Genomic DNA, 26,710 nt, shown 5'->3' on the forward strand with positions numbered 1-26,710 from the left:
ACTCGATCCAGAGCCACTTGCACGGCCTGGGATTCTCAATCCGGAAGATGCCTATCGTATCGCGAAGGAATATTTTGACGACCGACTACCGCACGCAAGAGTTTTTGCAAAAACGGCGGGATTTCTTCTGCAGGAGGGTGACATTAAAGAAGCAACCTTCATCCTTCATCAGGCGATAGAACAGGCTTATTCCACCTTCCTATTGGTAACGACAAACTACTCTCCATCTTCACACAACCTAAAATTCTTGCGCCGGCTTGCAGAAGGACAACGCAATGAACTGGCCAAGGCATGGCCGCAAGATCAACAGCGCTACAAGGCATGGTTCAATATCGTCAACGAAGCCTATGTGAAGGCGCGCTATTCTCCGCATTTCGACATTACTGAAGAAGCACTCCGCTGGCTTTTGAAACAAACGAACCTCCTCATCGCCGAGATAGAGAAACTATGTGCCGTTCACCTGGCGAAAAAGAGTGAGGCCCAATAAATGCACATCCCTCTTCGCGTTAGACAGTCATGAACCGTCAATCTACGGTTCTTCAATGGCCGACATGGGACCGTTGAACGAACGCGCTTGGCGAGAGGTGCCAGCGGTTGGTGTAGAAGATACGAACTGCGGTACTCCGGCATCGAACATCAGACGGGAGCCGCAGAACACGACGGGCTTCTTTGCCACAAAGGCTGACCATGTTGGACTTCCTTTCGTTTTCTCAAGCACCTATCGGACGACACCTCGTCCGCGATCGACGCGATGTTGCTGGTGTACGGCGATAATCTCCAGACTCCTTTCTGTTCGAACCGCTTGCTGCAGAACCTGCAAACGCTCCCGCATGACCTGGAATGCCCGGTGTTGCGACGGTGCAATGTGATTGGCTACATCCTTTTCACCAAGCAAAATTGCACCCCAACCGAAACGCTCATCAAGAGCCCGACTAACAACAACAAACTCCCTGGCTATGCGTGGGTCGAGCGAATTTAAACTAACCTGGCGCTTGTTTCCCCTCTGCCTTCGCTCGTTCCGCTTATTAACCAATTGCGAAAGAGCATTTTCGGCCGCCCGCGACAGGCCGGGAATGGCAACCGCCATGCGCCGCCGCTCCTCGATGACTGCTTGTGTCTCCACGTCCAGGGCAGTTGCCCACGACGCACCGAGTGAACGCACCCGACTCGCCACTTCCGGCACAGCTTGAACTGCTTCTTTCCGTTCACGTCCGGCAGCAAATAGCCTGTCCATCAAGCGATCGGAACCACGTAATGCACCATAGGCCGTGGGATCGTTGCTAAGCGCTGCAGCAACTCGCTCACCCCCAAACCCCTTCATGACAAGTTCTTCGACCTTTGCGACAGCTCCCGCAGGATCCCGCCAGATAAGTGTCGCTGTCTCGGTGAGTGCCGCGCGATGATCCCGATAAAGTGTGACATCGATCGCGCGCCTTCGCGCTTCCTCTTCCACCGATGTTTTGAACTCCGTCACGGCAGCAAGCATCGGTAGCATCGGCATAATCTCCTTATGATTTTGGATACTCGCACCGGCAACGATCCTTGAACGATCCTGTTTCTCGGCTAGGTGCTGTTCTGCCGAAAAGCGCCTGACGACGTTGAACAGACGCATGAGTTTTTCGCGGTGCTCGGGTGAGATATTCTCCGGCATGCGTTCAGTCATGTGACGCTCGGCAACCACGTCGGCCTTCTTGGTAAAGGCACTCCAACCGAAGCGAGCCGTCAGAGCGTCGTTGACAGCCTTAACCTCCTGAACCAGTTGGCGGTCCTCCACGACGTAGCGGAAAGCGGTCTTGTAAGCATCGCCCCCACCCCGTTCACGGATAGTCTCAATTTCGATGAGACGCGCCATCGCCGGCTTCGACAGCATTGGGATCGACAGGGACATATGTGCACGCCGTTGCTGCTCACGGATACCGAAGCGTGCGGCCTGACGTCGGAATTCGGTGGCATGGGCGCGCGCCAGCGGCACGAGTTCCGACAGCGCACCCAGCGCCGCATTTTGATCATCACGCGCAGCCCGCCCGTCGACAAAGCGATCCGAACCATGCAGACAGCCGAGGCGCTGCGGCCTGGTCAGGAGATTATCGGCGAGCTGGCGCGGCTCGGTTCGTGCATCGGAAGCGAGAACGTTCAGTCTGGCGAGCGCACCGTCTGCATCACGATAGATCCTTTCCAGCACCGGTCGGAGAATTTCGTTCCGCTCCTTCCAACGATCCGAGCGAAGCTGTGCACGACGGGCGTCTTCGTCGATACTGCGGGCAAAAATCGAAGCGGGCGCGATCAGGTATTTTCCGGCTGTGGAAATTTCCACTGCGTAGGTTTTATTGCCAGTCTCACTATACGTCACGCCACGTTCGCGTTCGATTGCAAAGCCGAGTGCAACACTCGCTCGCTCCCAAAGCTTCGCAATATGCGTCCGCTTTTTCCCAATCCACGCCAGTCGTCCCGAAACATTTTCCTGCATTCCGGTAGTGATCGCGGCGAGTGTATCGATGCCACGCCGCCACGCAAAATCCTGCACATGGGCCCGGTAACCCTCTTCACTCTCGAAATCGAGCGTTGTCGTCTTGGCGCCTGACCGAGACAATCGCGCCACCAGTTGCGTGAATAACTCTGGCCGATGACTCTCGCGCTCAAGGCGCTGCTCGCGCGCATGGGCCGTTTCCTGCAATCCCGCCACCCAGACGTTTCGCTCAACCTGCCGCTCCTCGATCCGCTTTTCACCAGTCTGCTCGTCGACGACGGTCACTTCCACCTTAACCTGTTCAACACCATCTTTGCGCAGTGTGACAGTATCGCCTTTGCGGACACCACTCTCGCCCAATGCCTTTGGAAGGCTGACGCCCCAAAGGCGATGAACGGCACCGTCATCGGTTTTTACATCGGCATAAGGGCTTTCCTTGGCGTCTTCGTCCTCAGGCCGGAATTTAGCCTCGCCGATCTCCACCAGTTCGCCAGCAACGCCAGTGGCATGATCGACACGTGGCTTTCGTCCCCACTCCGGTCTAGGTTCAAAATCCTCGCGTGCTGCATAAAGATCGGCGCGATCGCGGTGACGGGTCATCGAGACATAGGTCAAATGCTGATCCATCATGCCTGAGGCAAGCACAAAGGTCCTGTCCACGGTGACCCCTTGAGATTTATGAATTGTGGCGGCGTAACCATGATCGATATTGCGATAGCTGTCCTCGCTGATCACGACCTCTCGGCCATTATCGAGACGAACTCTTAACAACGTTCCACCCCGCTTATCGCCGGTTGATATGACCGTACCGAGCATTCCGTTCTTCACATATTGCGGACCGAAATGGCGCGCACGTTGTTCGACAAAACGGGCGTTCTCCAGGAAAATAATCCGATCGCTGACCGCAAATTCACGTGCCCCCCGCTCCGTCTGGAATTCGCACGCACCGGTCAGTGCCCCTTCCTCCGCCATCACCTGGCGCAGAGATGCATTGAGACGCTTCACGTCCTCATTGGTATGCGCCAAGACGAGCAACTCGTCACCGCGAAGCTGCCGCGCGGTTTCCTCATTCTCGGCTTTGTGCAACAGGTCGCGCCGTGCATCGGTCCAATCCTCGACGATACGATTGATGATTTCGGTTCGTGTTTCTGCCTCGGCGAGGCGCCCCTGCCGCGCATAGATATCGAGACCTTTTTCCACCTCGCCGTGCGCGAACAGACGAGAAGCCTCGCGTGCCCATTCGTCCCGCTGGCGCCGCACACCGGCAAGTTCGGCAAAACCAATACGGTCACTGATCACGCGAAACGCGGCACCTGCCTGTATTGGCTGAAGCTGCATGGCGTCACCAACCAGAACGACCTTCGCGCCGGCATCCTCAGCCACCTTCAGCACGCGTGCCATCTGTTGCGAGGAGATCATGCCAGCTTCATCGATGACAAGCACGTCGCCGCTTTCAAGCAGGTCCCGACCGCCAACCCATGCCATTTCCAGTGATGCAAGGGTTCGGGACTTGATGCCTGAACTTTCCTCCAGCCCCTCTGCTGCCTTACCAGCAAGTGCCGCCCCGACTACACGACAACCTCGGCTTTCCCAGGCAAGGCGTGCTGCAGCAAGCAGCGTCGACTTGCCCGCACCAGCCAGACCGATAACGGCAGCAATGCCATTGTCCCCGGTGACATGACGGACCGCATCAATCTGTTCGGGATCAAGCTGGAAGGGCTTTTGTGGATCCTGTGTCTCGATTTGACGGATTGCAGCAGCGGTGGCTTTCTCCGATATAGCGAAGCCCGATCGCTTGGACAGAGCATTCGCCGACTGCGCCATGTCATATTCGATGCGAAGAATCTCACGCGTGGTGAAAACGGCGGGCTCTGCCACCTTGCCCGTTTCCGTGTCGACCCGCTGCGCCTTCAATAATACGAGATCATCCGAGGCCATTAACTGTGACCGGATATTGGTGAAATCGACGGGATCATCGACATAGCGATGCAGTGCCCTGGCTATATCCTTCTCATCGAAGGTGGAGCGTTCGTTGGCGAGTTGCTTTAGTAAAAGCTGCGGCTCCGCCAACAACCGGTCTGCCATTTCCTGACGACGCGCCAGGTCGCCGGGCGCAAAAAACATCTCAATCCCCTTGCGCGCGAGCGCCGCCTTTTCTGGCCCGAGGTGCTTTTGCGCGATGCCGTCGAGGCCTTGCTCGGCATAAGAGCGACCGTCGAGGCGTATCTCGTGACCAGCAAGCGCCAGATGCCGATTGGCCGTATCTGCCCAGGCAATCTTCCACGCCTTCATGGTCTCCTTGTCGCCGGCCCAAAGCGTGTAGACGATCCTGCCGTTTGGCCGATCCGGTGTAACGACGCGCAACTGCTCACCGTCCTCTCCAAGAACCGGCACCTTTTTCGGCCCGAACCCTTCTTCCGCCAGGGGTCTGAGCGCCGTCATCAGATGGATATGCGGATTGCCATCCTTGTCGTGATAGACCCAGTCCGCGATCATGCCTTTTGCGGTCAGATTGTCCTGGACGAATTCCTGGACCAAGGCGATATTCTCGGCACGCGTCAGCTCCTCTGGCAAAGCGATGATCAATTCACGCGCAAGCTGTGCGTCTGCCCGCTTCTCAGACGCATCAACCGCGTTCCAAAATATCTCGCTGGCTTTCGCGACGGACTTCCCCTCGACAGCTGACTTCAGCCACGCTGGAATCTCATTCGGAAGCGCCAGTTCCTCATGCACCAGTTCGTTCGCGCCACCGCGATAGCTAAATGAAGTACCGGCCTGTTCGTCCATCATACGAGCGCGATGACGATAGGCCGCAGCCGAGACGATACTGCGTCCCGCTCCCCTTCCAATCACCTGCGCTCTGACGAACATAATCGCCACGTCTGGTTTCCTCTTCTTTCAAGCACGTCGCTCCAGCGACGTATATTGCGCCCTCAAACCGATCGGGCCGCGGGCCGGATTCCGATTCACCAGAAGACGATCAGACTAAAAATTCCGGCATCGGCGTTTTGGGGACTTGTGCAAAGTAACGTATTTTACTATCGTATTCTAGATAGTTAAAAGCGAAATCGAAACTTTGTTGCATGAAAAGGAAACGACAGATGGCCGCAAAATCGTCAATTCTGGATATCGATGCCCAGATCGAGAAGCTGCGTGAACGCAGACGTGCCGCAATCGTTAAATCAGCCGAGCGCTTCGCCAAGGCGGCCACCAAGTCGGGATTAGCGGAGTTGGAAATTGCAGACGAGGACATCGATCGCATCTTCGAAGAGATCACCGCACGATTTCAAAAAGAGAAGAAAGGGACCTCTGGCTCAACTGCTCCGGCACGTCGATCAACGGATCGTGACACTGGAACGTCGGAGGCGATTTCAAATGATGGCTGACCGCAAACTCGAAGCCCGCGAAAAATTCCTGCTTGGTGGCATCGTGGTCAAGGCAGGACTGTCGAGGGCTGACCGGGCTTTTCTGCTCGGCGGCCTGCTTGAACTGGCGCGCGTGACAATAAACTCTCCCGAATATCGGCGGCTACGCGATATTGGCGAAGAGGCATTCAAGTCCCAGGTACAAAAGGTTGAGGCCGTGCGTGACCAGGAGATGCGCGAATGGCATTGAAGGGAAAACTGAGCCCGAGCCTGTTGCTCGTCTTCGTGCCGGTCATTGTCACGGCAATCAGCGTCTATATTATCGGCTGGCGGTGGGCGGAATTGGCGACCGGCATGGCGGGCAAAACAGCATATTGGTTTCTGCGCACCGCTCCGTTACCTGCACTTCTGCTCGGACCGGTCGCCGGACTGTTGACGGTCTGGTCTTTGCCCATGCATCATCGGCGACCGATAGCCATGATGAGCCTCCTGTGCTTTCTCGGAGTCGTTGGCTTCTATGTCTTGCGAGAATACGCGCGTCTGGCTCCATCCGTTGAGCGCGGTCTTGTCAGCTGGGACACCGCACTTTCCTATCTCGATATGGTTGTCGTGGTCGGTGCGTTGTGTGGCTTCATGGCAGTCGCTGCATCGGCCCGTATCTCCACTGTCGTTCCCGAACAGGTCAAGCGTGCCCGACATGCAGCCTTCGGTGACGCCGATTGGCTTTCTATGTCGGCTGCGGGAAAACTCTTCCCACCGGATGGCGACATCGTTGTCGGGGAGCGTTACCGCGTTGACAAGGAAATCGTGCACGAATTGCCCTTCGATCCCGACGATCAAACAACATGGGGACAAGGCGGCAAGGCGCCTCTCCTCACCTATGGGCAGGATTTCGATTCCACGCATATGCTCTTTTTTGCCGGATCGGGAGGTTACAAAACCACCAGCAATGTCGTGCCGACGGCGTTACGCTATACCGGACCGTTGATCTGCCTCGACCCCTCAACCGAGGTCGCGCCAATGGTCGTAGAACATCGCACAGCCAAGCTGGGCCGTGAGGTCATGGTGCTCGATCCGTCAAACCCGTTCATCGGCTTCAACGTACTTAACGGGATCGAAACTTCAAGCAAACCAGAAGAAGACATCGTCGGCGTTGCCCACATGCTCCTGTCGGACACTGCACGCTTCGAAAGCTCGACCGGCTCCTACTTTCAAAGCCAGGCGCATAATCTTCTAACGGGCTTGCTCGCACATGTGATGCTATCGTCAGAATATGAAGGTCGGCGAAATCTGCGCAGCCTGAGACAGATCGTTTCCGAACCTGAGCCATCGGTGCTCGCCATGCTGCGCGACATTCAGGAGAATTCGGGTTCGGCGTTCATTCGCGAAACCTTGGGCGTCTTTACCAACATGACCGAACAGACATTCTCCGGCGTTTATTCGACCGCTTCGAAGGACACGCAATGGCTCTCGCTTGACAATTATGCGGCACTTGTCTGCGGTAATACCTTCAAACCGAGCGACATAGTCACGGGTAAGAAGGATGTGTTTCTTAACATCCCCGCGTCAATCCTGCGCTCCTATCCGGGCATAGGTCGAGTGATCATCGGGGCGCTGATCAACGCCATGATACAGGCCGACGGCCACTTCAAACGACGGGCACTTTTCATGCTCGATGAGGTCGACCTACTCGGCTACATGCGCGCGCTGGAAGAAGCACGCGATCGCGGTCGCAAATACGGCATATCCATGATGCTGATGTACCAATCCGTTGGACAACTGGAACGACACTTCGGAAAGGACGGAGCGATCTCATGGATCGATGGCTGCGCCTTCACGTCCTATGCGGCAATCAAAGCGCTTGATACAGCGCGCAATGTCTCGGCCCAATGTGGCGAGATGACAGTCGAGGTGAAGGGGAGTTCGCGCAACATCGGCTGGGATATAAAGAACGGTGCATCGCGCAAATCAGAAAACGTCAATTTCCAGCGCCGCCCTTTGATCATGCCGCACGAAATCACGCAATCGATGCGGAAAGACGAGCAGATTATTATCGTGCAAGGACACAGTCCGATCCGCTGCGGCAGGGCGATCTACTTCCGAAGGAAGGATATGGATGCTGCAGCAAGCGCCAATCGGTTCGTGAAGCCACATATTTGATCTGTGATATGCTGTGAACACAGGCGTCTTGATTACCGTCATTCCCACTAACGATCGGTGCGACGATAACGTTCGAACGGATCTTCGGCCCCCGGTGGCGTGATCCAGTCGACAAAAAGCGTGTAGCCGAGCGCAAAGGCGACCAAGACAAGTCCCATCAGGCCGAACGCCCAGAACGGCATGCCGTGAGCAGCATCGGGATGGGCAAAAACGACGATCGACATCGGCAGCATGACCAGTGCGGCCAATACCAACATACCGGTGAACGGTCGTAACATGCACAAGAGATAAAAGGCCAAATACCACGCGCTGTAGAATATCGAACGGACGAAAAGACCGAGAATGGCAAATGGTAGCCTCGCCACAAACAGAGGGAGGCGCCAAAAAGCGTTTCTGGACGCTTCAACTGAAACCGGATTAGTTGAGCGAGGTTTGGCAGTTACCAACTTGATCTCCTGCTATGTGCCGCCAGGCAAATCTTTGCCTGTCTTGCTGGTGCGATTTACTCGCTTATTTGCACGAGTCTATCTACGGCAAAAGTACATTGCAAGCGTTGGCATTGCGTCGCATGTGTTAGCCATGAATGGAAACAGAAGCGAGAGTTTAGCGCGGCGTCGAGGTCGCCTGAAAGCGACCTCCGGTTAAACCCGCAATTTCCAGTGGATTGACCGCGTCGCGGCAGTATCTGTCCCTATCATCGATCCACACCGATCGTCATACTGATCAGACCTTAACCTGGGAGGATATTTTCCATGACGACAGCAACCGAGATCGCGGACAAGATCGCCGCCGAGCAGAACCTGACCAAGTCTCAGGCGAAGGCCATTGTGGACAGCGTGTTCCGGCAGATCGCCGAAGCGGCGAAGACCGGCGCCGAGACGAATGTGCCGGGCTTCGGCAAATTCAAGGTCAAAGAGACGCCGGCACGCGAAGGCCGCAATCCGGCGACGGGAGAGACAATCAAGATCGCGGCGTCGAAGAAGCTGACTTTCACGCCAGCGAAAGCGGTGAAGGACGCGCTCAACGGCTGAGGCCGCGCAGCGCGCCCGAGACATGAAACCGCCCTCAATAGGGCGGTTCGTTCTTGAGGAAAGCCGCCTGCTCGACCCAGAGCGCCTCGCGCTCCGCCAGCGCCTTCGCCAGTTCCTTCTCGATCCAGCGGCGCTCGTTGCGATAGACGGCGTTCCGCAGCTCGGCGCGTAGTTCCTCGATGTGCTGATCGATCGACATTGGATATCTCCTTGGTGTTTGTGAAAGACGCCGCCCGCAGTCATGGCAGGCTGGAGGGGTCAAGGAGCGCGGAACGCGACCGCCGGAGGCGGCGAGTGGGGGAGCCGATTTTGTTGGCGGGCGCGCAAGCGATCGGCGGCAAAATTGGGGGGAACCGCTCGTCCTTGAGGCATTCAGGCTGGCATGGCACACTTGGACGGACTGAGCAGACAAAGTTTGGTTCCGTTTGGCACCCGGAAGGAGTGACAGTGGGCTCGATGCCCGCTTTCACTCCCATGTTCACACGGGCCAATCAGTGGCAAAATGCCGGAGCCGGCCCCGATCGCTCGGAGCCGGCTTCCTGCCGCTCAGTTCGGGTTGTTCCAGAGGATCACCTTCTTTGCCGGATCTCCGCCGGGAGCCGGAGCGACATTGCCGAAGATCACACCGATTTCGGGCGCCTCAAGCTTTACCGAGAGGTATTCCTCACCGGTCTGGCGGGCGACGCGGTTCCATCCCGCGCCGATCTCGAAGCCGGTCCGACGATGGATGACGCGGAAGTCGGGGGCTTCGTCGCTTGACTTGCTCGCGTTCGGGACGATTGCGATCGGCGCGTTGACCCGGATGGTGGCGAAAACGCCTTCGAGGCTGCCGTCGGTCTTTTGCATCAAGGTTGCGATCGTGGTGGCCATGGTAGTGTCTCCTGCGGTTGCTCGGGACCATTCCCGATGGCGCACGAAGAGACGGCCGACCTGCTGCGGTCAGCTCGGCTGAAAATTTTGCAAAATTCTATTTTCCGTCAAGGCAAGGGAACCGAAATCGAATTTTGCGAAATTCTCGGGCGGGTCTTACCCCGTCAGGGGTTGACCGCAAAAGCAGGCGGTCGTCTATACGAGCGACATACAACGGGAATGGTTCGGGGCAATCGAGGGGAGCGAAACCATCATGCCTGCCCGACCCACCATTGAACGGAACCGGGCACAGGCTTGCGCGCGTACCTTCGCCGCCATCTGCGCCAATGCGCCATCTCCAGCGCCGCTCCACCCGCGCGGGGGGCATGCGATGAATTCCCTCAGCCGCCATCCCTTTACGGTCCACGATGATTGGCGTGGTGATCGTCCTGCCCATTGCCGGTCATGCGGCAACATCTGGTGAAGCCGGAAATACCCGTGTCCGATATGTGGTCTTCAGCAAGGTCGCCCCCGCCAACGTCCGTCCAGCCGGACAGCATGAAGTTATCCGGAGCACAGCCTGCCGAAAGGCAAACGATACCTGAGCGATCAGGCTGGCTTCGCCGGTGCCAGCCAAGCCGATGTGTAGGGTGGCATCGATTGCACCCGGGTGGTCTTGCATCATATCTTGAAACAGAAACGTCATGAGCGTATATACATTCATGTGTATACGAAAGGAGGTGCAGCTATGCCCCATCTCGCCCGTGTTTTTCAGGCAGGCAACTCACAAGCCGTTCGCCTGCCGAAAGAGTTCCGCTTCAATGTCGAGCGCGTGGAGATCACGCAGGAAGGCGATGCGCTCATCCTTCGCCCGCATGTCGAGACCAAGGAGGCATGGGCATCGCTGAGGGCTGTACTCACCCGCGGGGTCAGCGACGATTTCATGGCGGATGGCCGAAAACAGCCCGACCAGCAGGACCGGCCGGAGCTTGATGCGGTGTTTTTGTGATCTCCCATCTTCTCGACACCAATGCCGTGATCACCTTGATCGGTCGGCGGTCAGATACACTGGTCAGTCGTGTTCTCGGCAGCGTTCCGGGGACGATCGGCCTTTCTTCGATTGTCGCTCATGAGCTTTATTTTGGCGCTCACAAAAGTGCAAAGATCGAGCATAATCTCGAGACGTTGCGCTTGCTGCTCGCCGATTTTCCTGTCCTCGATTTCGACCAGAGGGATGCCTACGTCGCTGGAGAGATCCGGGCGACCCTTGCCGCCAAGGGGACGCCCATCGGCCCCTATGACGCGCTTATCGCCGGTCAGGCAAAGGCGCGAGATCTCGTGGTCGTTACCAACAATACCGGCGAGTTTGCGCGTGTCGAGGGCTTGCGCGTGGAAGACTGGACGCGTTAAACAGACCGTTCCCGGACTGCGGCCTGCTCCTCCCTCACCTCATTCATGCACGGTTAGTGAGATGACCTCTCGACTTTCCAGATTTTCAAGAAAACGGCGCTCATGCGCCGTCTCCTGAGAACTGCCAGACCGGGATCCCGAACCGACGGGCCTTGTCGGCAAGATTCCCGGTGATCCCGGAACCAGGAAAGACGATGACACCTGTCGGTATCACCGATAGCATGGCGTCGTTGCGGCGGAATGGTGCCGCCTTGGCGTGCTTCGTCCAGTCAGGCTTGAAGGCGATCTGCGTCACCTTGCGCGCTTCGGCCCAGCAAGCGGCGATACGTTCGGCTCCTTTGGGCGAGCCACCATGCATCAAGACCAGATCGGGATATTTAGAATGGGCCTTGTCGAGAGCGGCCCAGATCTGCTCATGATCGTTGTAATCCATACCGCCGCCGAAAGCGATCTTGGTGCCGGCCGGGATCAACACCTCGGTCTCGGCACGCCGGCGGGCGGAGAGGAAGTCTCTGGAGTCGATTATCGCTGCGGTCATGTTGGCATGACTGACCTTGGAGCCGGTGCGCGGTCGCCATGCTGATCCGGTCTGCGCCTCGAATAGATCGGCTGCGAAGTCGCGCATGAACTCGAAGGCGTTGCGGCGTTCGAGGAGCGTGATGCCTTCAGCGACATGCCGCTCCAGCTCGACACTTTTGACCTCCGAGCCATCCTGCTCCCCCTGTTCGGTGCGCTGCACGTCCTCGTTGCGCCGAAGTTCTCGCTGGATGCGCACGCCAGCGCGGTGGAAGAGGTTGGGCACCGACCAGAGCAGGTCCTCCAGATCGGGTTCCAGCCGAGTGTCGCCGAGCATCTCAAACAAGGCGCCAAAGATCGTGGTCAGCGCCGACTGAACGACCGGCTCCTCGGGCAGCGGTCGCGGGTCCGGTTCGTCCTGGAATGGGCGGTGGCCGTAAAGCTGCATCTCGTAGATGAAGCGGTCGGTTGGCGAGGATTCGTGGTGCGGTTCAAAGGCGTCGTCGTTGGGAAGCATGAGGTTCATGATGGTCTCCGTCGGTTGTGCCGCGCCTCTCGCGGCCTGACGGCGATCCCTGTCCATGCGGCGGCAGGCCGGAACCGTGGCGCTCTGCGCCGCGGCCCAGCGAAGCGCCGGGCGGCGGAGGAAGGGTTTCTTGCCCCCGCGAGGAATTACGGGCCGCGGCGCGGCCCGTCAGGGGAAGAAACCTGCCCGACCCGCTGAAGGCCCGCCCGCCGCATGGTAAGGGTTGTCTCTCGGCAGACCCGCAGGCGCGCGCCCATCCAGGCGGCGACCGGCATCACACCTGCCATCCCAACCCCGCCGCTGCATCGCGCCTCGCCTCCCCATCACGGCCCGATCACGCTGACAGAAAGGCCTGAGCATCTTCCGGGAGAAGTTGCGCCCGAAGACTGGCGATCAGCCGGTCCGGCCCGAGCTGGCGCAGATCCTCGTTGAAGTCACCCAGTTGCGGGGTGAGCACGAGCGAAAGGATGCCGAGCGATTGCACACGACGGCTCAATCCCTCGATGCCGTGCCGGCCGGCAGCGTCGGCATCGGCGGCAATGTAGAGGCGCTTACATCCGTCCGGCGGCCGGAAGGCGGCGAGGTGATTGGCAGTCAATGCCGAGACCATCGGCATTGCGGGCACCACCGCGATGAGCGACAGGATGCTTTCAAGGCCTTCGCCGACGGTCGTGACGGGTACGGGTCCAAAGACAGGAAAGCGGAAACGCACGGCATTGCCGACCAAGCCGCCAAGAGCACGCCGGGGCGTATTCACCTGTGCCTTGCCAATGCTGCCCGGATCGAGCCCAGAGCGCTCGAGATAGGTGCGATGCACGCCGGTGATCGTTCCGAAGCGATCAGTCACGGCAGCGATCAACGCCGGATAGCTGCTGGTCTCGCCGGTCGTGAGATCGCGATAGTAGCACGATGGATGAAACCTGAGCGCGGGATGCTGTGCCGCCTGCAGGATGCAGCGCTGGCGCAGATAGCTTTCGGCCAGCGTGCCGACAAACGGCTGCGTCATGCGGAACAGGCGTTGGGCCCGTTCATCTGCAGGTCTGTCGATCGGAGGATCGGCAGAAGCGCCGGCTCGTTGGGACGACACGCGACTGGGATGGGGCTCGTTCAGAAATCGCCGCGCCTCCTCAGCCACATCGCGGAAATCGACCAGTCCACAGGTTTCCCGTACGAGATCGAGCAGGTCACCATACTGAGCCGTCGCCGCATCCGCCCACTTGCCCTTGCGAGGACCGGAGAGATGGACATAGAACGACTTGCCTTTGCTATTGGCGACATCGCCAACGATCCAGTAATTGCTGGCCCTTCGGCCGGCGGAGAGATAATGACGGCAGACCGCCTCGGCATCCTGTGCGAGACGGTCCGCAAGATCGGACGCGGACATCATGGTGGTTATCCCCGGCCAGCGACGTCGACGATGCGATGCTGTTCGATGAGACGGGCAAGGATTGCCGGCCCCGCCTCCGAGGTCGGAATGAAGAACCTGACCTTCCAGGCGATCATCTCGGAGAACAGGCCGAAGGACCGGAGCCTGTCACGCATGCCGTCGGTGAAGCCGTTGAGCTCGATGCGATAGTCGTTCATCACCCGGACACGCCGGAGCGTCATGTTGCCGGCAAGCGCGACCACAGAGGAGCCTGCGAGCAGCGACTGCCAGACATCAGCGTCGGTGACGACCTCCGCCTTGTCGAGCCCGAAGTTGCGGCAAAGCCGAGTTAACCCATCCGGCGAGACCAGACGTCCGACGATACGCTCGCCCTCGTCGGTCTGGAGGCGATAGACCCGGCAATAGTCCTGCGGCAGCAGTTTCCAGATAGGCAGCAGGAGGCCCGAGACCATGTGCATGGTCGACACCGAGAATTCGGCAAGGCTGGCGACTTCCGTCTCCCATGCGGCCGAGAAGTTTTGTTCGCCCGCCGCTTCCCAGTTCGTTTCTTCCAACTGGCGCATTTCGAAGCGGATCTCGTCCGTTGGCCGGATCAGTGCGACGCGCGGCTGGATCAAACCGTCGTCGAGCATGACCGAGCGGGCCGGAACCTGCACCGCCGCGCGGCCGGACTTGCCGTTGATCATCAACACCGCGTGCGCATCGCGGGTGGCAAGGCTCAATGCATCGGTGAGCAACATCGGCCTGTTGCGATCCATGCGCTCAATGGTCAACAGATGCGACCGCGCCCCGGTGACCGGATGGGTATAGATCAGTTGCCGGTTCTTCACCGTCTTGCGGTCCGCAGTCAGGGTCTCCAGCCCCTTGTCATAGACACCGGTGGCGATCGCGCCCTCGATGCGCGTGGCCAGCAATTGCTCGAACGCGTCGAACAAGAGATTCTGCATGGCAATGGTGAGCGCAAGCATACGGTTCAGGAACGTGTGGATCGGTGGCAGTTCGTCCTTGAGACCGCCCTCTTGCGCCGTCAGCGACAGGCCGGTGATCGCCTCGAATTTTTCCAGCGAACAGCCGTCGATGCCACCGGCATGAACCAGCTTGTAGAACTGCCTGAGCGCATCGCGGGCATATTGGGATTCGAGATTGTCTTCGCTGCGGAACATGCCCTGACCACCGGTCTGGCGCTGCCCGCGTGTGATCGCGCCGAGCGTGTCGAGGCACCTGGCGATCGTCGACAAAAACCTTCGTTCAGCCTTCACATTGGTCGCAACCATGCGAAAACTCGGCGGCTGCACCTGGTTAGTGCGATGGCTGCGGCCGAGCCCCTGAATTGCCACGTCCGCGCGCCAACCGGCTTCGAGGAGATTATGGAGACGCAAACGCTGGTTCTTCGCACCGAGATCGGCATGGTAGGATCGTCCAGTACCGCCCGCTTCAGAGAAGATCAGGATCGGCTTCTCATCGTCCATGAAGGCGCGGGTCTCATCGATATTGGCGCCGCCCGGTCGGCTTTCGACGGCGAAGCGGTCGATCGTGCTGCTATCCTCACGCCGGATGATGCGGCGCGTGCGGCCTGTGATTTCGGCAACCTGGCTGCTGCCGAATTTCTGGACGATCTGGTCGAGCGCCGTTGGAATGGCGGGAAGGCTGCCGAGCCGTTCGAGCAACATATCCCGGCGAGCGACGGCGTCGCGGCAAAGGACCGGATTGCCATCGGTGTCATAGACCGGACGCGACAGGAGATTGCCTTCGGCGTCGGAATATTCCTCGAAGAGCTGGGTCGGGAAAGAATGGTTGAGATATTCGGCGACGATCTCACGCGGCGTGACATCTACCTGGATGTCGTTCCATTCCGCGGTCGGGATTTCGGCGAGGCGGCGTTCGATCAGAGACTGGCCGGTGGAAATGATCTGGATGATCGCCGCATGCCCCCCTTCGACATCCGACTTGATCGCACTCATCTGTGCCGGCGTCTTCATCGAAGTGAGGAGATGGTTGAAGAAGCGCTGTTTGGTGCTTTCAAAGGCGGAGCGCGCAGCCGCCTTTGCATTTTTGTTGAGGGTGCCGCCACTGGACGTGATGCCGGAAGCCTCCAACGCCTGATCGCGATGATTATGAATGACCTGGTACGCTTCCGCATAGGAATCGTAGATGCGCACCTGCTCCTCGGTCAGTTCGTGTTCGAGGATGTCATATTCGACACCCTCGAAAGATAGGGATCGCGAGGCATAGAGGCCCATGGCCTTGAGATCCCGCGCCAGGACCTCCATCGTCGCCACACCGCCGTCCTCGATCGCTGCTATAAACTCAGAGCGGGTCGAGAAGGGAAAGTCTGCACCGCCCCAGAGGCCGAGGCGCTCGGCATAGGTGAGTTGCTCAACCTCGGATGCGCCAGTGGCGGAAACGTAGATGACGCGGGCATTGGGAAGAGCACGCTGCAGGCGAAGACCGGCACGGCCTTGCTGCGAGGCAGACTTTTCGCCTCGGTCGGATTTGCCGCCTGCGGCGTTGGCCATCGCGTGACCTTCATCGAAGATAATGACCCCGTCGAAACCTTTTGCATTCCCAGACGCGGCTTCGCTACTCCCAGCCTCTCGACGCAGCCAGTCGACGATCTGCTGCACTCGCGATCGCTTGCCTTCGCGCTCGTCGGTGCGCAGAGTGGCGAAGGTGACGAAGAGAATGCCTTCGTCGAGTTTGATCGGTTTGCCCTGGCGGAAGCGTGAGAGTGGCGTGATCAGCAGTTTTTCCTGGCCGAGCGCGCTCCAGTCACGCTGCGCATCCTCGATCAGGGTTTCGGATTTCGATATCCACAAATGGCGACGACGACCCTTCAGCCAATTGTCCAATATGATACCGGCAGCCTGGCGGCCTTTGCCAGCTCCCGTGCCATCACCTAAAAACCAGCCGCGACGAAAACGAACAGCGCCTTCCGTCTCCGGGGTAACGGCCTTCAGGTTGTCGAAACTGGCATCAACGCTCCAGTGGCCAGCGAGATAGCCGGAGTGGGCTTCACCGGCATAGATCACACTCTCGAGCTGAGCGTCGGAGAGATCGTCGCCAGTCACAATGCGCTTCGGCAGATGTGGCCGATAGCTTGGTTTGGGCGGCGCGACCGAGGCCATTGCGACGGATTCGACCAGTTTGTCCAGATGTGGTTTGGCGTCCGGAATGCGGATCGCCTGCAACTGATAGGGTTCGTATATTCCATCAGCGACATCGACGCAAGCATTGTTCGCTCCATCGAGCAGTTCGTAAGAGAGTTCAAGAACGTCATCGTCGATCCGGGGTACTGTTGAGGACGCCAGACGCGGCGCAGCGGTGGCTTAAGGGCGACTTGTCAGGCCCATCACAGCTGCGGGTCGCATGGTGCCGGCAGCTTTACGGGCGGCCATTTTCACTGCACAGGCGTTTAATATTCCGTGGGAGAGCGCGCCGATAGAGTTTGGCGCGGTTGAAGGTGAGCGGGACGGAAGGCCAGATATCCAGGAAAGTAGTGTTTCAAGATCGGGGGCGGCACCACGCGATACAACCAGATTTGCCGGATCAGCAGCGGCGATCTTGTCGATGACCGTCAGGCGGGTTTCCATTGTCGTGCCGTGGCGAGCATAGACGCCACCATTGATTGCAGCACTGAACACAACCGTGCCGCGGCTCTGAAGTCGGACGAAGGCGTCCCGCCATTTCGGATTGTCGGGAGAAAGGCTGGAGCCGGTGATCGCCACCAGCCGTCCGCCATGGACAAGCCGCGTGAAGGCGGAGGCCAGATGACGCCATGTGGCGTCAGCCAAGCGGCCTTCGACATGAATACCGGCAGAAAACGGCGGGTTCATCAGCACGATGGTCGGGCGCACCGCACGATCAAGATAGTCATCGATGTGGGCGGCGTCGTGCTGCGTAACTGATGATCCGGAAAATAACCGGGTCAGAAGATCGTGACGGAGCGGCGCATATTCGTTGAGCACCAGGCGTGCACGTGCGAGTTCCGCGAAGACTGCCATGAGCCCGGTTCCCGCCGACGGTTCGAGTACCATATCACTGGGTATGATCCCGGCAGCACGCGCAGCGACATAAGCGAGCGGCATTGGCGTGGAAAACTGTTGGAGCTGCTGGCTTTCCTCGGAGCGTCGGGTGTGGGTGGGGATCAGTCCTGCGACCTTGGCCAACATGGCCAGTGCTGCGTGGGGCGCGTTCGTGCGGGAGTTGATCGCCCCGCCGAACTTGCGCAGGAACAGGACTTGGGCCACTTCCGTCGCCTCATAGGCGTCTTTCCAGGACCAGAAGCCTTCGGCATCCGAGCCGCCGAAAGCGTTCATCAAAATGGTTCGGAGATCGGCTGCGCCGATAGCATGGCCGCGTTCGAGAAACGGCAGAAGTGCACGGCCGGCATCGAAGATACTGTCTGCACGGTTCGCGGAAACAAGCGAAGCGGCGGCCGTGTTCGCGGCCGGGATCGGGATCACGTTCATGGGAAATCCTGTTGGGAGCGGGAGAGGACACGCCCGCCCGGACGCTCTCCAAACCCCGGCAGCCCCCCTTTTCAGGCCCTTCTCTCCCTCTTCGCTTCGTCGGAACCGTGCCGGCACGCTGGGGAGAACACGATCATGCTGACATGTCGGCTCTCCCGAAATCCTGTTTCTGGCCTAACGGTTTTCTCGCTGAACCCGGACAACGCGGCCAAAAATAAAAAAGCCACCGATGGCGGGCTTTCCAATTATCGTATGACGAGAATGGTATTAACGCGCGACCTTACGAGCCTTTCCCTTTCTAATATGGCCATACGAATGGGACCGCTGATCATCCACGCCCCTGGCGCATTCGCCGGTGGGCAGGTATCCGTCACACCTCGGGGCCAATATTAGTCAATTGCGAGCTTGAGGTTGCCGAAGACCGCCACGCCGCCCGTCGACACCTCATGCAAGACAGCCTTGCCACCAGCAACGACCCAATCTGGGGCTTCCTCAACCGACAATTCCTGAACATGGACGAAATGACGCTCGGCTGCCGCACGCTGCCGTTCGAACGTATTGCGATCCTCAAAAGCATAGAGCGTATCGCCGGGGCCGTCACAGTAGACTATCGCGAAGCAGACAGGATGAACAGCCTCAGAGTGGAAATTCAGGAAGACCGGAGCTGCGGCTGGCTGGCGAAAATTGAGTACAGTAATGGTCATGTTGCTCTCCTGAAACGGAAAGGCCCGGCTATTACCGGGCAGAGGGGTTGGATGCGGCTGGCCGACCGTTCAAGCGCGGAACGCGCTTTCTCCCATCTCCACCGGCCACGCCTTCACCAACCCAACTCCCCTCTTTTCCCGTCCGCTATTGCTTGTCCCTCGCGGCCGCAGTGATTTCGGCATTCTAGTCCTGTCACGAAGATTGCAACCGTAATTCCGCTTTTTACTGACTGTTTTTCGATAGTAAAATATACATTGGCGGTATAAGCTCGATGCTAGAGAAGGAGAACATGGATGCGAAAGTTCGCAATCGGCAATCGCGTGATCGAAGAAACTGGACCTGAACTGCATGGAGTTCTCGCTCAGGCCTACGAACAGCGGCTGCGTCCAATGTGCTTGTGCAAGGCCCCTTCCGTGCCGATGTACATCGCCCGCGTCGAGCACCAGTATCTTGTAAAGCGGATGCCTTTATCGGGGCGCGAGCATGATCCGACCTGCCCATCCTACCAACCTCCCTACGAACTTTCCGGCCTTGGCCCGTTGATCGGCAATGCGATCCAGATCGGCGCCAGCGGCCGAGCTGAACTGAAGCTGGACTTCTCGCTGACGAAGCGCAGTCCGCGGGCTGCACCCACGACGCCGATGGAAGCGTCCGAATCGAGTATCCGCAGCGAGCCGCTGAAACTGTCGTTGCAGGCGATGCTCCACTATCTCTGGGAAGCGGGCGAGTTGACCGAGTGGCGTTCGACCTGGGGTGGCCGGCGTGGCTGGGGCCGGGTCCGTGCGAGCCTTGTCAACGCCGCTTTACAGATGTCGGCGAGGGGCGGTTCTCTGAGTGATATGCTCTACGTGCCGGAGGTCTTTCAGCCGGAGGACAAGGATGGCATTACCGCCCGGCGAGCAGCTGCACTCAAGAGGGTACAGACGACCGGGTCGGGGCCGCGGAAATTGATGATGATCGTAGCCGAGGTGAAGGAATTTTCCCCGGCCCGCGAAGGGCAGAAAATCGTTGTGCGGCACATGCCCTTCCCCTTGATGATTGAGGATGGAGCGTGGCGGCGGCTTGCCGCCCGCTATGAGATCGAGCTCGAACTGTGGCGCTCCAATGAGGCGTTCCACCTGGTCGTCATTGCCACGTTCGGTATTTCAGTCGCGGGCATCGCCTCGGTGGAAGAGGTCGCGCTTATGGTGGTCAACGATCATTGGCTCCCGTTCGAGGATTTTCACGAGCTCAGGCTACTGGAGAAACTCAGCCACCTGAAGCGAAAGATCGTCAAGGGGCTGCGTTTTAACCTCCCGCGGGATACGCCAATCGTGTCGGTGACGATGCCGGAACAGAAGCCGGCACCCGTCGCGATGTTCATCGTCCCTCCGGGTGCCAATGTCGCGTATGAGCGGGCGCTTGCCGACATGATCGAGACACGACCTGAGATCACTCCGTGGGTCTGGCGCGTGGCGGAAGGCGAAATTCCCCGGCTCACCTGATCCGGAAATCCGAGCCTCAACCATTGACAGGATGCGGCGAATAAGAACACCTCCTACCGGAAAATCCATCCGCCACGATCAGCCGGAGCATTATGAAACCCGAGAAAAAGCCATTTATCGTCGAGTTCAAGAACCGGCGTCGACAGTCTACCCAACAAAACTCAATCTGGGGTGCTATTGACCTGAAAGCGGCAAGCAATCAGGTCGCCGGCAATGAAATGGCCGGCATGATTGATGCGAGCACCGCCGAACCGCCATCCGACGCCGACGCTACCTGGCACACGACAGATATCAGCGCCTGATCGCATCATAGACCAGTTTCGGCACCACCCAGCCGTTCACGTAGAAATAGCGCTTTGCCTTGAGGCGGGCGATATAGGCGTCTTGCTCCCTGCAGGAGCCCATCCGATTGAAACGGGTGCGTGAGTAGTCGATCATGCCGTCACTCTCGGACAGTTCGAGCGGGCCAGACGCCGCCAGTTGCTCAATATGAGAGCGTAGTGTCTTCACGACACCTTCGAAGCGATAGTGCCGATCCAGGGCAACCTTCAGGCGACCCGACTGCAGGGGTGAGAGTTCTTCTGTCCTGCACATCGAACGCTCCTTGGTGGAAGAAAATTCAGTCGACATTTCGGTCCTCCAGAGCAGCAAAAGCCCGACACATGGTGGCCGGGCGGTGAAGGGGGTGGATGCGGATTTGTGTTGAGTTGTCGTGATCAGGCGGCGCTTTCTAGCAGTTTCTTCGCCTTCCCTTCGAGTTCGAGCCGGGTATCCTGATGCGACTTTCCCCGCGCTATTGCGGTGATACCCTGTACAAAGTCAAAAATGCTCTCGGGAGGCCTGCCCTCTTCGGATAAAACCGTTTCGATGATCTTGCCGGTTTCAGCCTTGGAGAAACCCCGGCGGCGCAGGAAGGTCTGCCGGTCCTCATCATTGCGGGCGACGACGCGTTCACGGGCAGCGCGAATGCCGGCGATGAAGGGCGCGGGGGAGGAATTTGCGAAAGTCGTCAGTGCCGGCGCGGCCTCGTGCGCGAAACGCTGCGCAGCGAATTTCGAGTGGCGGATGGTAATTTCCTCAAAATTTTCGATGCCCCACAAATTCCTGTTGGCACACACTGCCCGCAGATAAAAGCTCGCAATTCCCAAGGTCTTGCTGCCAACTTCGCTATTCCAGCAATAAAAGCCACGAAAATAAAGATCGGGTTCGCCGTTCGGCAGGCGTCCGGCTTCGATGGGGTGCGTATCGTCCACTAAAAACAGGAAGACGTCCCTGTCGGACGCGTAAAGCGTGGTGATGTCCCTGGTCACATCTACGAAAGGATTGTGCGTCATGGTTTTCCAATCCAAGGTTCCAGGCACCTTCCACATGGTATCGCCAGTGCCATTGCCCGCGATATTCATCACGGCGGCGACAAGCTCATGATCCCATATGCGGCCATATTCGGGACCGGTCACCGCCCGCAGTTCGAGACGGCCGTCGTCCATCTCCAGGGATTTCACCAATTCGGCCTTGTGGCTAAGGAGCCCATGTTGAAGGTTGATGGCGGCGAGTGGCGCGGGAAGCTGGCGCATATAACTCGCAGGTGCGCCAACCAGGCTGCAAAGCTGCCCGTAGCTCCAGTGCGTTGGTGCCAGCGGCTCACGCCCACCGGGAACGATCAGGGACATGCGCTCTGCATTGTCGCGCGTCGCCTCGACACGAATGTCAGCGGTCTCGATAGTACGAACCCGGGCACGCTCGGTTCGGATGCTGACGGCGTGATGAAGATCAAAAAGCGACAGATAACACTCATCGTCCGGGCGCGAGAACCATTCGGACGACACCCGCCCTATGCGTTCGCCGCGGGAAATATCGACCTTGAACCCGGTCGATGCCGGGCGCTGGGTCTGGAGCGGGCTGGAAATCATAGTGTTCATGCTGAAGTCTCCTGAAAAGAATGAAAGAGCCCGGCTCACCGCTCTCGCGGTCAGTCGGGCTGGTGACGGAAGAATGGGTGACGTCGCCGTCAGCCTGGCACGACAATGCAGGCGATCCCGGAAACCTTCTCTCTGGTCCTAGGGCAACCGCCGCTGCGCAAACGTCCCTGCTCTCCTCTTGCGACTTCGCAATAATCGCTTCCAGAAAGACCATTAAAGGTCTATATTCTGGTCAAAAGGAGTTCACAGCTATGAAACTGTCGGAACGGGTCAAACCCATCAGTTACCTCAAGGCGCATGCACCGGAGGTCATTCGCCAGCTCGCCGATGACCGGCAGCCGGTGGTGATCACATTGCATGGCGAGGCGAAAGCCGTGCTTCAGGACGTCACGCAATATGAAGAAACGCAGGAAACGCTGGCGCTTTTGAAGGTGCTGGCGCTAACGAACAAACAGGTGGAGGACAGGAAGGTCCGCCCTGCGAAAGAAACCTTCACACGCCTTCGTGCACGCCTGGCGAAGCCTGGCGCCTGATGCCGTATCAGGTTCTGTTTACCGAGGATGCAGAACGGGATCTTGAAGACCTCTACCGCTTCCTCGCCAGCCGGGATGGCATCCAGACTGCCGAACGGATTCTCGCCGAAATCGAGTACGCCTGTCTGGGGCTTGAGGATTTGCCAGCCAAGGGAAACGTACCGAAGGAATTGACCGGTCTCGGCATCACCGACTATCGGGAGCTGCATCACAAGCCCTGGCGGATGATCTATCGCATCATTGGAGAGAATGTGATCGTCTATTGCGTCGCAGATGGTCGGCGTGACATGCAGTCCTTTCTCGAACGGCGGCTGCTGCGCTGAGTGAGCAGAGCCGCCGATGCGCTTGTTTCACCAGTCATACCGGGCAGATCGCCGACCTGCTCTGCTTCCCAATCGAGCAGAAGAGGGCTGAAGCCTTTCTGGCGCGTTCATAGATGTTCATGACGGGCATACTCGTGTCCAATTTCCAAAAACTGAAAGAGCCCGGTGTAATGACCGGGCCCAGGATTCTATGTTGTAATGATCCGGACGCGGTTATTCAGCGGCTTCCAGATGTTCACCATCGTCAGAGGGATTGACAGAAGCCTCCTCCTCGCCCTCGGTCAAGAAAGCCGGCAAATCGGCATCAGTGATTTTGGAGGTAGTGTCTTCGACACCGTCTTCCGCCACCTCCGCACCGATCTCGGCAACCACAGTGGTTTCGGCGACCGGAAGCCGCAAAACTTCAGGTAGCCATCCGCTGCCTTCCAGCAATCGGGCAGCCTCGCGCGCCATGTCGGGCTTCTTCAGGTGATCAATGAGTTGCGCGAACTGCTCGCCCTTCGCCTCGCGAACCGCCTGCAGGATATGCGCATTTGTCACGCGCCCGAGATAGTTGTCGACAGTCGGTGTCCAGCCCGCCTCCACCATGTCAAATCCGAGCGAGATGGCGAGCTGCCGGGCATGGACATTTTCCTTGACCCGCCTGTTCCATGCCTGGACCGTGGTGTTGATCGACAACGAGACGCAATGGGCAAACAGCGCCATGCGGCTCGGTTCATCAAGCTTGATCAGATAATCCCAGACCTCGTCAGCATTCGCAGGAAGATCATAACCCCACGATTCCTGCCGCTGTTCAATCTCCTTCCCCCATATCGTATCGCCCAGTCCCGAGGTCTGGCCGAAGGTGGAATGCTGCAGCGTGATCTCCAGACACGAGTCTGCCCCGTATCTGTAGAAGATCTTGAGGACCGCAACATGGAGAGCCGCGATGAAGGCCACCACCGGGTCGTTTGCCAGCGCGTTGCGAAGGGCGACAGTGCGGGCGGCTGTCAAATCTTCGACAACACGATCGGAAAGCGGGCGTAGCTTGCCGTCATCGTCTTCCGGCTCCTCGACGCTCGCAGGCCTGCCGTTAATCGAAACTCCACCATTCGCCGAGGCTGCAACGGTATCATTTCCGCCATGCCCATCACCATCATCCGCATCACCGGCATCCACCTCGGCGGTGGGATCATCTTCCGGTCGAACGAAACCGCGTTCGATCTTCAGTTCCCCATTGACGGCAAGTGAGATGAAAACGCCGCCGCGGGAGACCTCTTCCGGATCGAAGACATAGGGCCGGTCGTTCAACACATCGAGTTCGTTGCCGAGTTCCTCAAGCCGGGCCTCGGTTTCCTCGGAATAGTCTTCCGCCTCGGCATATTCGGCGTCGAGCTTGTCGTATTCCGCCTTCAGGGCGTCGTGGCGAGCCAGCTCTTCCTCAGAGTATTGCGCCTGTTTGCCGTAGACCCGGCGAAGAGCGGCGGTATGGCCGTAGGAGAAGTCCAACGCCGCTTCGACCCATTTCCAACCTTCTTCAGCCTTGAGCACTTCCGCGTCGGCGGTCAGCTTTTCGATCACAAGCTGTTCGAGCAACGCCGGATCCTGCAGCCATCCACCATTGTCCGGTTCGAACAGGTCGCGCATGACCACGCCGCCGGCAGCTTCATAAACATCGATGCCAACATAGATGGCGCGGCGATCGGTGGCCCTGACCGCGGTTTCGGTCAGCATGCGACGAATATAATTGGCATCCTGACTGTAGGACCGCGAAACCGTGTCCCAAACCTGTTCCTGGCGAGCGTGATCATTGGTGATCGAGAATGCCATGACCTGCCCGAGCTTCATCTCGTCATTCGCGTAAAGTTCCAGGAGTCGTGGCGAGACCGATACGAGGCGCAAGCGCTGCTTTACCGTCGCCATCGACATGTGGAGGCGAGCGGCGATCTCCTCCTCATCGAGCCCCTGTTCGCGCAGCGTCATGATCGCCCGGAACTCGTCCAGCGGATGAAGATCGACGCGCCTGATGTTTTCGGCAAGCGAATCCTCGACTTCAGGGGTTTCGCCCTTGCTGACGATGCATGGGACGGCGGCCGTTTTCGACAGCTTTTTCTGACTGACCAGCAGTTCCAGCGCGCGATAGCGACGACCGCCGGCCGGGATGCGGAAAATTCCGGTCTCGTTACCATCGGCATCGATCTCGGCGCGGACGTTGAGGCTGGTCAGCAGCCCGCGATGGGCGATGTCTTCGGCAAGCTCCTCGATCGAGACGCCCGCCTTGGTCTTGCGGACGTTCTGCTCGCTCAAGACGAGCTTGTCGAACGGGATGTCACGTCCGGCATTGAGCGTGATTTTCTGGATGGCCTGTGCCATATCTTTTCTCCGTGACGGATTGGCCGGAGCCTTTCTCCGACAACCACAATCCACCACGAACTCCCCTTCCCCCCTCTCCCTCTTTGCTGGCCGCCACCCTCACCGCCTCCTGCCGGGATCCTGTTTGCCGACGCTATTCGCGATACTCAGCGGCGCTGAGCAAGATGGTAAGCGATCACACATGACGTCATGATCTAAAGTTTCGCGTCAGACACAGCTAGATCGCGGAAGTAAATCTCGCTCACCTGGAACCGCCCATCGACCCGTTTGCATTGAACGATGATGTCGATCGCGATTGTCAGCATTTCGCGAATGTCACGTCGCTCAAGATCTCTTCCGCCCTCCGATTCCTTCACCAGCAATGTCAGTTGCTCGAAGGCCAGACGCGCTGAATCTGCGTGGACCGTGGTGATCGAACCGGGGTGTCCGGAATTCACATTACGGATGTAGTAAAAAGCGGTGCCGTCGCGCAACTCCTGTAACAAAATCCGGTCGGGGCGCATACGAAGACAGGATTCCAGGAGATCCTTTGCGCCGATCCTCGCCATTCCCTGGCCACCCTTTGAATAGAAAAGCCGAACATGATTTGGCTGGGGGATTACCAGTTCGGGGGTATCCTCGATAGAAATGATACGCTCACTGTCAGGAATGTGCCTGATCAGCGCTTTGGATAACGTTGTCTTTCCCGAACCGGTTGCACCTGAGATGATGATGTTCTTCCGGGCCAGCACCGCTTCGCTCAAAAACTGTTTCACTGCGCCGGTCCGATAGAGTTCTATCAATCGTTGGTCCGATTGCCCGTGGTGTTCTTCGACATGCCGAACCTCGGCAAAAAGCCCTGCCTGGTCAAGATCATCAAGGCTGAGCGAAACCGAGGATGGTTTGCGGATGGTGAGGCTCACCGTTCCCTTTATCGTCGCTGGCGGCACCACGATCTGGATGCGTTCATCGTCGGGCAAGGTTGCCGACAAGATTGGATTGGTTTCATTGATCGACTGATTGGAAAAACTTGCGACCGCCCGCGCAAGGCGCATCAGCCGGTCATAGGTGAGTTCCGGTATGCTATGTGTCTGCCATCCGACCGATCCTTCTGTCATGACTTTGCCCGGCCTGTTGACGATAATTTCATAGAGTGACTGATCACGCAGAAACGGGGATAGCGGCAACAACAGTTCGCGCACGACGCCGGAATCTACGGCTTCGATCATCGTCTT

23 protein-coding genes and 1 pseudogene are annotated in these 26,710 nt (G+C 58.5%); 11 read left to right on the forward strand and 13 right to left on the reverse strand.

Annotation, left to right across the window (positions count from 1 at the left end):
- On the forward strand, window positions 1–487 hold a 487-nt coding region (locus tag D8666_RS18720; protein WP_121538995.1), incomplete at its 5' end, for a HEPN domain-containing protein.
- A gap of 231 nt (window positions 488–718) precedes the next feature.
- Here the strand turns inward: D8666_RS18720 and traA are convergent.
- Complete coding sequence (traA, locus tag D8666_RS18725; RefSeq protein ID WP_121538996.1) at window positions 719–5,347, reverse strand: Ti-type conjugative transfer relaxase TraA; 4,629 nt, start codon at window positions 5,345–5,347, stop codon at window positions 719–721.
- 221 nt (window positions 5,348–5,568) lie between these two features.
- Here traA and D8666_RS18730 point away from each other — a divergent pair, with 221 nt between their 5' ends.
- Genes D8666_RS18730 through traG form a run of 3 tightly spaced genes read left to right on the forward strand, consistent with a single transcriptional unit; the run spans window position 5,569 to window position 7,992 of the window.
- Window positions 5,569–5,853 carry a TraC family protein gene (locus D8666_RS18730; protein WP_121538997.1) on the forward strand — a complete coding sequence of 95 codons (285 nt, stop codon included), beginning with the start codon at window positions 5,569–5,571 and terminating at the stop codon, window positions 5,851–5,853.
- Window positions 5,843–6,082: a conjugal transfer protein TraD gene (locus D8666_RS18735; RefSeq protein ID WP_121538998.1), complete on the forward strand. Its 240-nt coding sequence runs from the start codon at window positions 5,843–5,845 to the stop codon at window positions 6,080–6,082. The genes D8666_RS18730 and D8666_RS18735 overlap by 11 nt, the downstream gene beginning before the upstream one ends.
- The gene (gene traG / locus D8666_RS18740; protein WP_121538999.1) at window positions 6,073–7,992 is read left to right on the forward strand and encodes a Ti-type conjugative transfer system protein TraG; all 1,920 of its coding nucleotides are present in this window, start codon (window positions 6,073–6,075) and stop codon (window positions 7,990–7,992) included. Before D8666_RS18735 ends, traG begins: the two co-directional genes overlap by 10 nt.
- Window positions 7,993–8,039: 47 nt before the next feature.
- On the opposite strand, the gene D8666_RS24490 is transcribed toward traG, so the two are convergent.
- The gene (locus D8666_RS24490; protein WP_235859013.1) at window positions 8,040–8,438 is read right to left on the reverse strand and encodes a hypothetical protein; all 399 of its coding nucleotides are present in this window, start codon (window positions 8,436–8,438) and stop codon (window positions 8,040–8,042) included.
- 306 nt (window positions 8,439–8,744) lie between these two features.
- Here D8666_RS24490 and D8666_RS18750 point away from each other — a divergent pair, with 306 nt between their 5' ends.
- Complete coding sequence (locus D8666_RS18750; RefSeq protein ID WP_121539000.1) at window positions 8,745–9,023, forward strand: HU family DNA-binding protein; 279 nt, start codon at window positions 8,745–8,747, stop codon at window positions 9,021–9,023.
- 34 nt (window positions 9,024–9,057) lie between these two features.
- On the opposite strand, the gene D8666_RS24285 is transcribed toward D8666_RS18750, so the two are convergent.
- The 3 genes from D8666_RS24285 to D8666_RS24290 form a co-directional block, all read right to left on the reverse strand.
- Window positions 9,058–9,222, reverse strand: a complete 165-nt coding sequence (locus D8666_RS24285; protein ID WP_167836118.1) for a hypothetical protein — start codon at window positions 9,220–9,222, stop codon at window positions 9,058–9,060.
- Between the two features lie 347 nt (window positions 9,223–9,569).
- Entirely contained in the window at window positions 9,570–9,893 is a 324-nt protein-coding gene (locus D8666_RS18755) for a DUF736 domain-containing protein (protein WP_121539001.1), read from the reverse strand.
- A 395-nt stretch (window positions 9,894–10,288) separates the two neighbouring features.
- Window positions 10,289–10,432: a hypothetical protein gene (locus tag D8666_RS24290; protein WP_167836119.1), complete on the reverse strand. Its 144-nt coding sequence runs from the start codon at window positions 10,430–10,432 to the stop codon at window positions 10,289–10,291.
- 188 nt (window positions 10,433–10,620) lie between these two features.
- Between D8666_RS24290 and D8666_RS18765 the strand changes: the two genes are divergently transcribed.
- Both D8666_RS18765 and D8666_RS18770 read left to right on the forward strand, forming a co-directional pair.
- Window positions 10,621–10,881, forward strand: a complete 261-nt coding sequence (locus tag D8666_RS18765) for an antitoxin (protein ID WP_121539002.1) — start codon at window positions 10,621–10,623, stop codon at window positions 10,879–10,881.
- Entirely contained in the window at window positions 10,878–11,282 is a 405-nt protein-coding gene (locus tag D8666_RS18770; protein WP_121539003.1) for a type II toxin-antitoxin system VapC family toxin, read from the forward strand. The genes D8666_RS18765 and D8666_RS18770 overlap by 4 nt, the downstream gene beginning before the upstream one ends.
- 100 nt (window positions 11,283–11,382) lie before the next feature.
- On the opposite strand, the gene D8666_RS18775 is transcribed toward D8666_RS18770, so the two are convergent.
- From D8666_RS18775 to D8666_RS18795, 4 genes and pseudogenes are all read right to left on the reverse strand, one after another.
- Complete coding sequence (locus D8666_RS18775) at window positions 11,383–12,324, reverse strand: DUF2493 domain-containing protein (protein ID WP_121539004.1); 942 nt, start codon at window positions 12,322–12,324, stop codon at window positions 11,383–11,385.
- A gap of 334 nt (window positions 12,325–12,658) precedes the next feature.
- Complete coding sequence (locus D8666_RS18780; protein ID WP_121539005.1) at window positions 12,659–13,711, reverse strand: DUF7146 domain-containing protein; 1,053 nt, start codon at window positions 13,709–13,711, stop codon at window positions 12,659–12,661.
- A gap of 5 nt (window positions 13,712–13,716) precedes the next feature.
- Window positions 13,717–18,180: pseudogene (locus tag D8666_RS18785) on the reverse strand (strawberry notch-like NTP hydrolase domain-containing protein).
- A gap of 389 nt (window positions 18,181–18,569) precedes the next feature.
- Window positions 18,570–18,884 (reverse strand): hypothetical protein, encoded by a 315-nt coding sequence (locus tag D8666_RS18795; RefSeq protein ID WP_121539007.1) that lies wholly within the window; start codon window positions 18,882–18,884, stop codon window positions 18,570–18,572.
- Between the two features lie 294 nt (window positions 18,885–19,178).
- On the opposite strand from D8666_RS18795, the gene D8666_RS18800 reads away from it, so the two are divergent.
- Together D8666_RS18800 and D8666_RS18805 are read left to right on the forward strand one after the other, a co-directional pair.
- Entirely contained in the window at window positions 19,179–20,369 is a 1,191-nt protein-coding gene (locus tag D8666_RS18800; RefSeq protein ID WP_121539008.1) for a DUF1173 domain-containing protein, read from the forward strand.
- A gap of 92 nt (window positions 20,370–20,461) precedes the next feature.
- Entirely contained in the window at window positions 20,462–20,671 is a 210-nt protein-coding gene (locus tag D8666_RS18805) for a hypothetical protein (protein ID WP_121539009.1), read from the forward strand.
- Here D8666_RS18805 and D8666_RS18810 read toward each other — a convergent pair.
- Together D8666_RS18810 and D8666_RS18815 are read right to left on the reverse strand one after the other, a co-directional pair.
- Window positions 20,661–20,963: a hypothetical protein gene (locus tag D8666_RS18810; RefSeq protein WP_121539078.1), complete on the reverse strand. Its 303-nt coding sequence runs from the start codon at window positions 20,961–20,963 to the stop codon at window positions 20,661–20,663. The two genes, D8666_RS18805 and D8666_RS18810, sit on opposite strands and share 11 nt — an antisense overlap.
- A gap of 122 nt (window positions 20,964–21,085) precedes the next feature.
- Entirely contained in the window at window positions 21,086–22,288 is a 1,203-nt protein-coding gene (locus D8666_RS18815; RefSeq protein WP_121539010.1) for a DUF932 domain-containing protein, read from the reverse strand.
- Between the two features lie 251 nt (window positions 22,289–22,539).
- Here D8666_RS18815 and D8666_RS18820 point away from each other — a divergent pair, with 251 nt between their 5' ends.
- On the forward strand, window positions 22,540–22,821 hold the full coding sequence (locus D8666_RS18820) for a type II toxin-antitoxin system Phd/YefM family antitoxin (RefSeq protein ID WP_121539011.1): 282 nt from the start codon (window positions 22,540–22,542) through the stop codon (window positions 22,819–22,821).
- Window positions 22,821–23,144 carry a type II toxin-antitoxin system RelE/ParE family toxin gene (locus D8666_RS18825; protein WP_121539012.1) on the forward strand — a complete coding sequence of 108 codons (324 nt, stop codon included), beginning with the start codon at window positions 22,821–22,823 and terminating at the stop codon, window positions 23,142–23,144. Before D8666_RS18820 ends, D8666_RS18825 begins: the two co-directional genes overlap by 1 nt.
- A gap of 213 nt (window positions 23,145–23,357) precedes the next feature.
- Here the strand turns inward: D8666_RS18825 and D8666_RS18830 are convergent, their stop codons facing one another.
- Both D8666_RS18830 and virB11 read right to left on the reverse strand, forming a co-directional pair.
- On the reverse strand, window positions 23,358–25,496 hold the full coding sequence (locus tag D8666_RS18830) for a ParB/RepB/Spo0J family partition protein (RefSeq protein WP_121539013.1): 2,139 nt from the start codon (window positions 25,494–25,496) through the stop codon (window positions 23,358–23,360).
- Between the two features lie 194 nt (window positions 25,497–25,690).
- Window positions 25,691–26,704 (reverse strand): P-type DNA transfer ATPase VirB11, encoded by a 1,014-nt coding sequence (gene virB11, locus D8666_RS18835; protein ID WP_121539014.1) that lies wholly within the window; start codon window positions 26,702–26,704, stop codon window positions 25,691–25,693.
- Between the last annotated feature and the right edge of the window lie 6 nt (window positions 26,705–26,710).

The sequence above is a fragment of the Ochrobactrum soli genome (assembly GCF_003664555.1).
GTDB classification, from domain to species: Bacteria; Pseudomonadota; Alphaproteobacteria; order Rhizobiales; family Rhizobiaceae; genus Brucella; species Brucella teleogrylli.

What these genes read in the sequence shown, in the direction of transcription:
- D8666_RS18730 (WP_121538997.1), top strand. Translation starts at nt 5,569, where the DNA reads ATGGCCGCAAAATCGTCAATTCTGGATATCGATGCCCAGATCGAGAAG.
- D8666_RS18735 (WP_121538998.1), top strand. Translation starts at nt 5,843, where the DNA reads ATGATGGCTGACCGCAAACTCGAAGCCCGCGAAAAATTCCTGCTTGGT.
- traG (WP_121538999.1), top strand. Translation starts at nt 6,073, where the DNA reads ATGGCATTGAAGGGAAAACTGAGCCCGAGCCTGTTGCTCGTCTTCGTG.
- D8666_RS18750 (WP_121539000.1), top strand. Translation starts at nt 8,745, where the DNA reads ATGACGACAGCAACCGAGATCGCGGACAAGATCGCCGCCGAGCAGAAC.
- D8666_RS24285 (WP_167836118.1), bottom strand. Translation starts at nt 9,222, where the DNA reads ATGTCGATCGATCAGCACATCGAGGAACTACGCGCCGAGCTGCGGAAC.
- D8666_RS18755 (WP_121539001.1), bottom strand. Translation starts at nt 9,893, where the DNA reads ATGGCCACCACGATCGCAACCTTGATGCAAAAGACCGACGGCAGCCTC.
- D8666_RS24290 (WP_167836119.1), bottom strand. Translation starts at nt 10,432, where the DNA reads ATGCTGTCCGGCTGGACGGACGTTGGCGGGGGCGACCTTGCTGAAGAC.
- D8666_RS18765 (WP_121539002.1), top strand. Translation starts at nt 10,621, where the DNA reads ATGCCCCATCTCGCCCGTGTTTTTCAGGCAGGCAACTCACAAGCCGTT.
- D8666_RS18775 (WP_121539004.1), bottom strand. Translation starts at nt 12,324, where the DNA reads ATGAACCTCATGCTTCCCAACGACGACGCCTTTGAACCGCACCACGAA.
- D8666_RS18780 (WP_121539005.1), bottom strand. Translation starts at nt 13,711, where the DNA reads ATGATGTCCGCGTCCGATCTTGCGGACCGTCTCGCACAGGATGCCGAG.
- D8666_RS18795 (WP_121539007.1), bottom strand. Translation starts at nt 18,884, where the DNA reads ATGACCATTACTGTACTCAATTTTCGCCAGCCAGCCGCAGCTCCGGTC.
- D8666_RS18800 (WP_121539008.1), top strand. Translation starts at nt 19,179, where the DNA reads ATGCGAAAGTTCGCAATCGGCAATCGCGTGATCGAAGAAACTGGACCT.
- D8666_RS18805 (WP_121539009.1), top strand. Translation starts at nt 20,462, where the DNA reads ATGAAACCCGAGAAAAAGCCATTTATCGTCGAGTTCAAGAACCGGCGT.
- D8666_RS18810 (WP_121539078.1), bottom strand. Translation starts at nt 20,963, where the DNA reads ATGTGCAGGACAGAAGAACTCTCACCCCTGCAGTCGGGTCGCCTGAAG.
- D8666_RS18815 (WP_121539010.1), bottom strand. Translation starts at nt 22,288, where the DNA reads ATGAACACTATGATTTCCAGCCCGCTCCAGACCCAGCGCCCGGCATCG.
- D8666_RS18820 (WP_121539011.1), top strand. Translation starts at nt 22,540, where the DNA reads ATGAAACTGTCGGAACGGGTCAAACCCATCAGTTACCTCAAGGCGCAT.
- D8666_RS18825 (WP_121539012.1), top strand. Translation starts at nt 22,821, where the DNA reads ATGCCGTATCAGGTTCTGTTTACCGAGGATGCAGAACGGGATCTTGAA.
- D8666_RS18830 (WP_121539013.1), bottom strand. Translation starts at nt 25,496, where the DNA reads ATGGCACAGGCCATCCAGAAAATCACGCTCAATGCCGGACGTGACATC.
- virB11 (WP_121539014.1), bottom strand. Translation starts at nt 26,704, where the DNA reads ATGATCGAAGCCGTAGATTCCGGCGTCGTGCGCGAACTGTTGTTGCCG.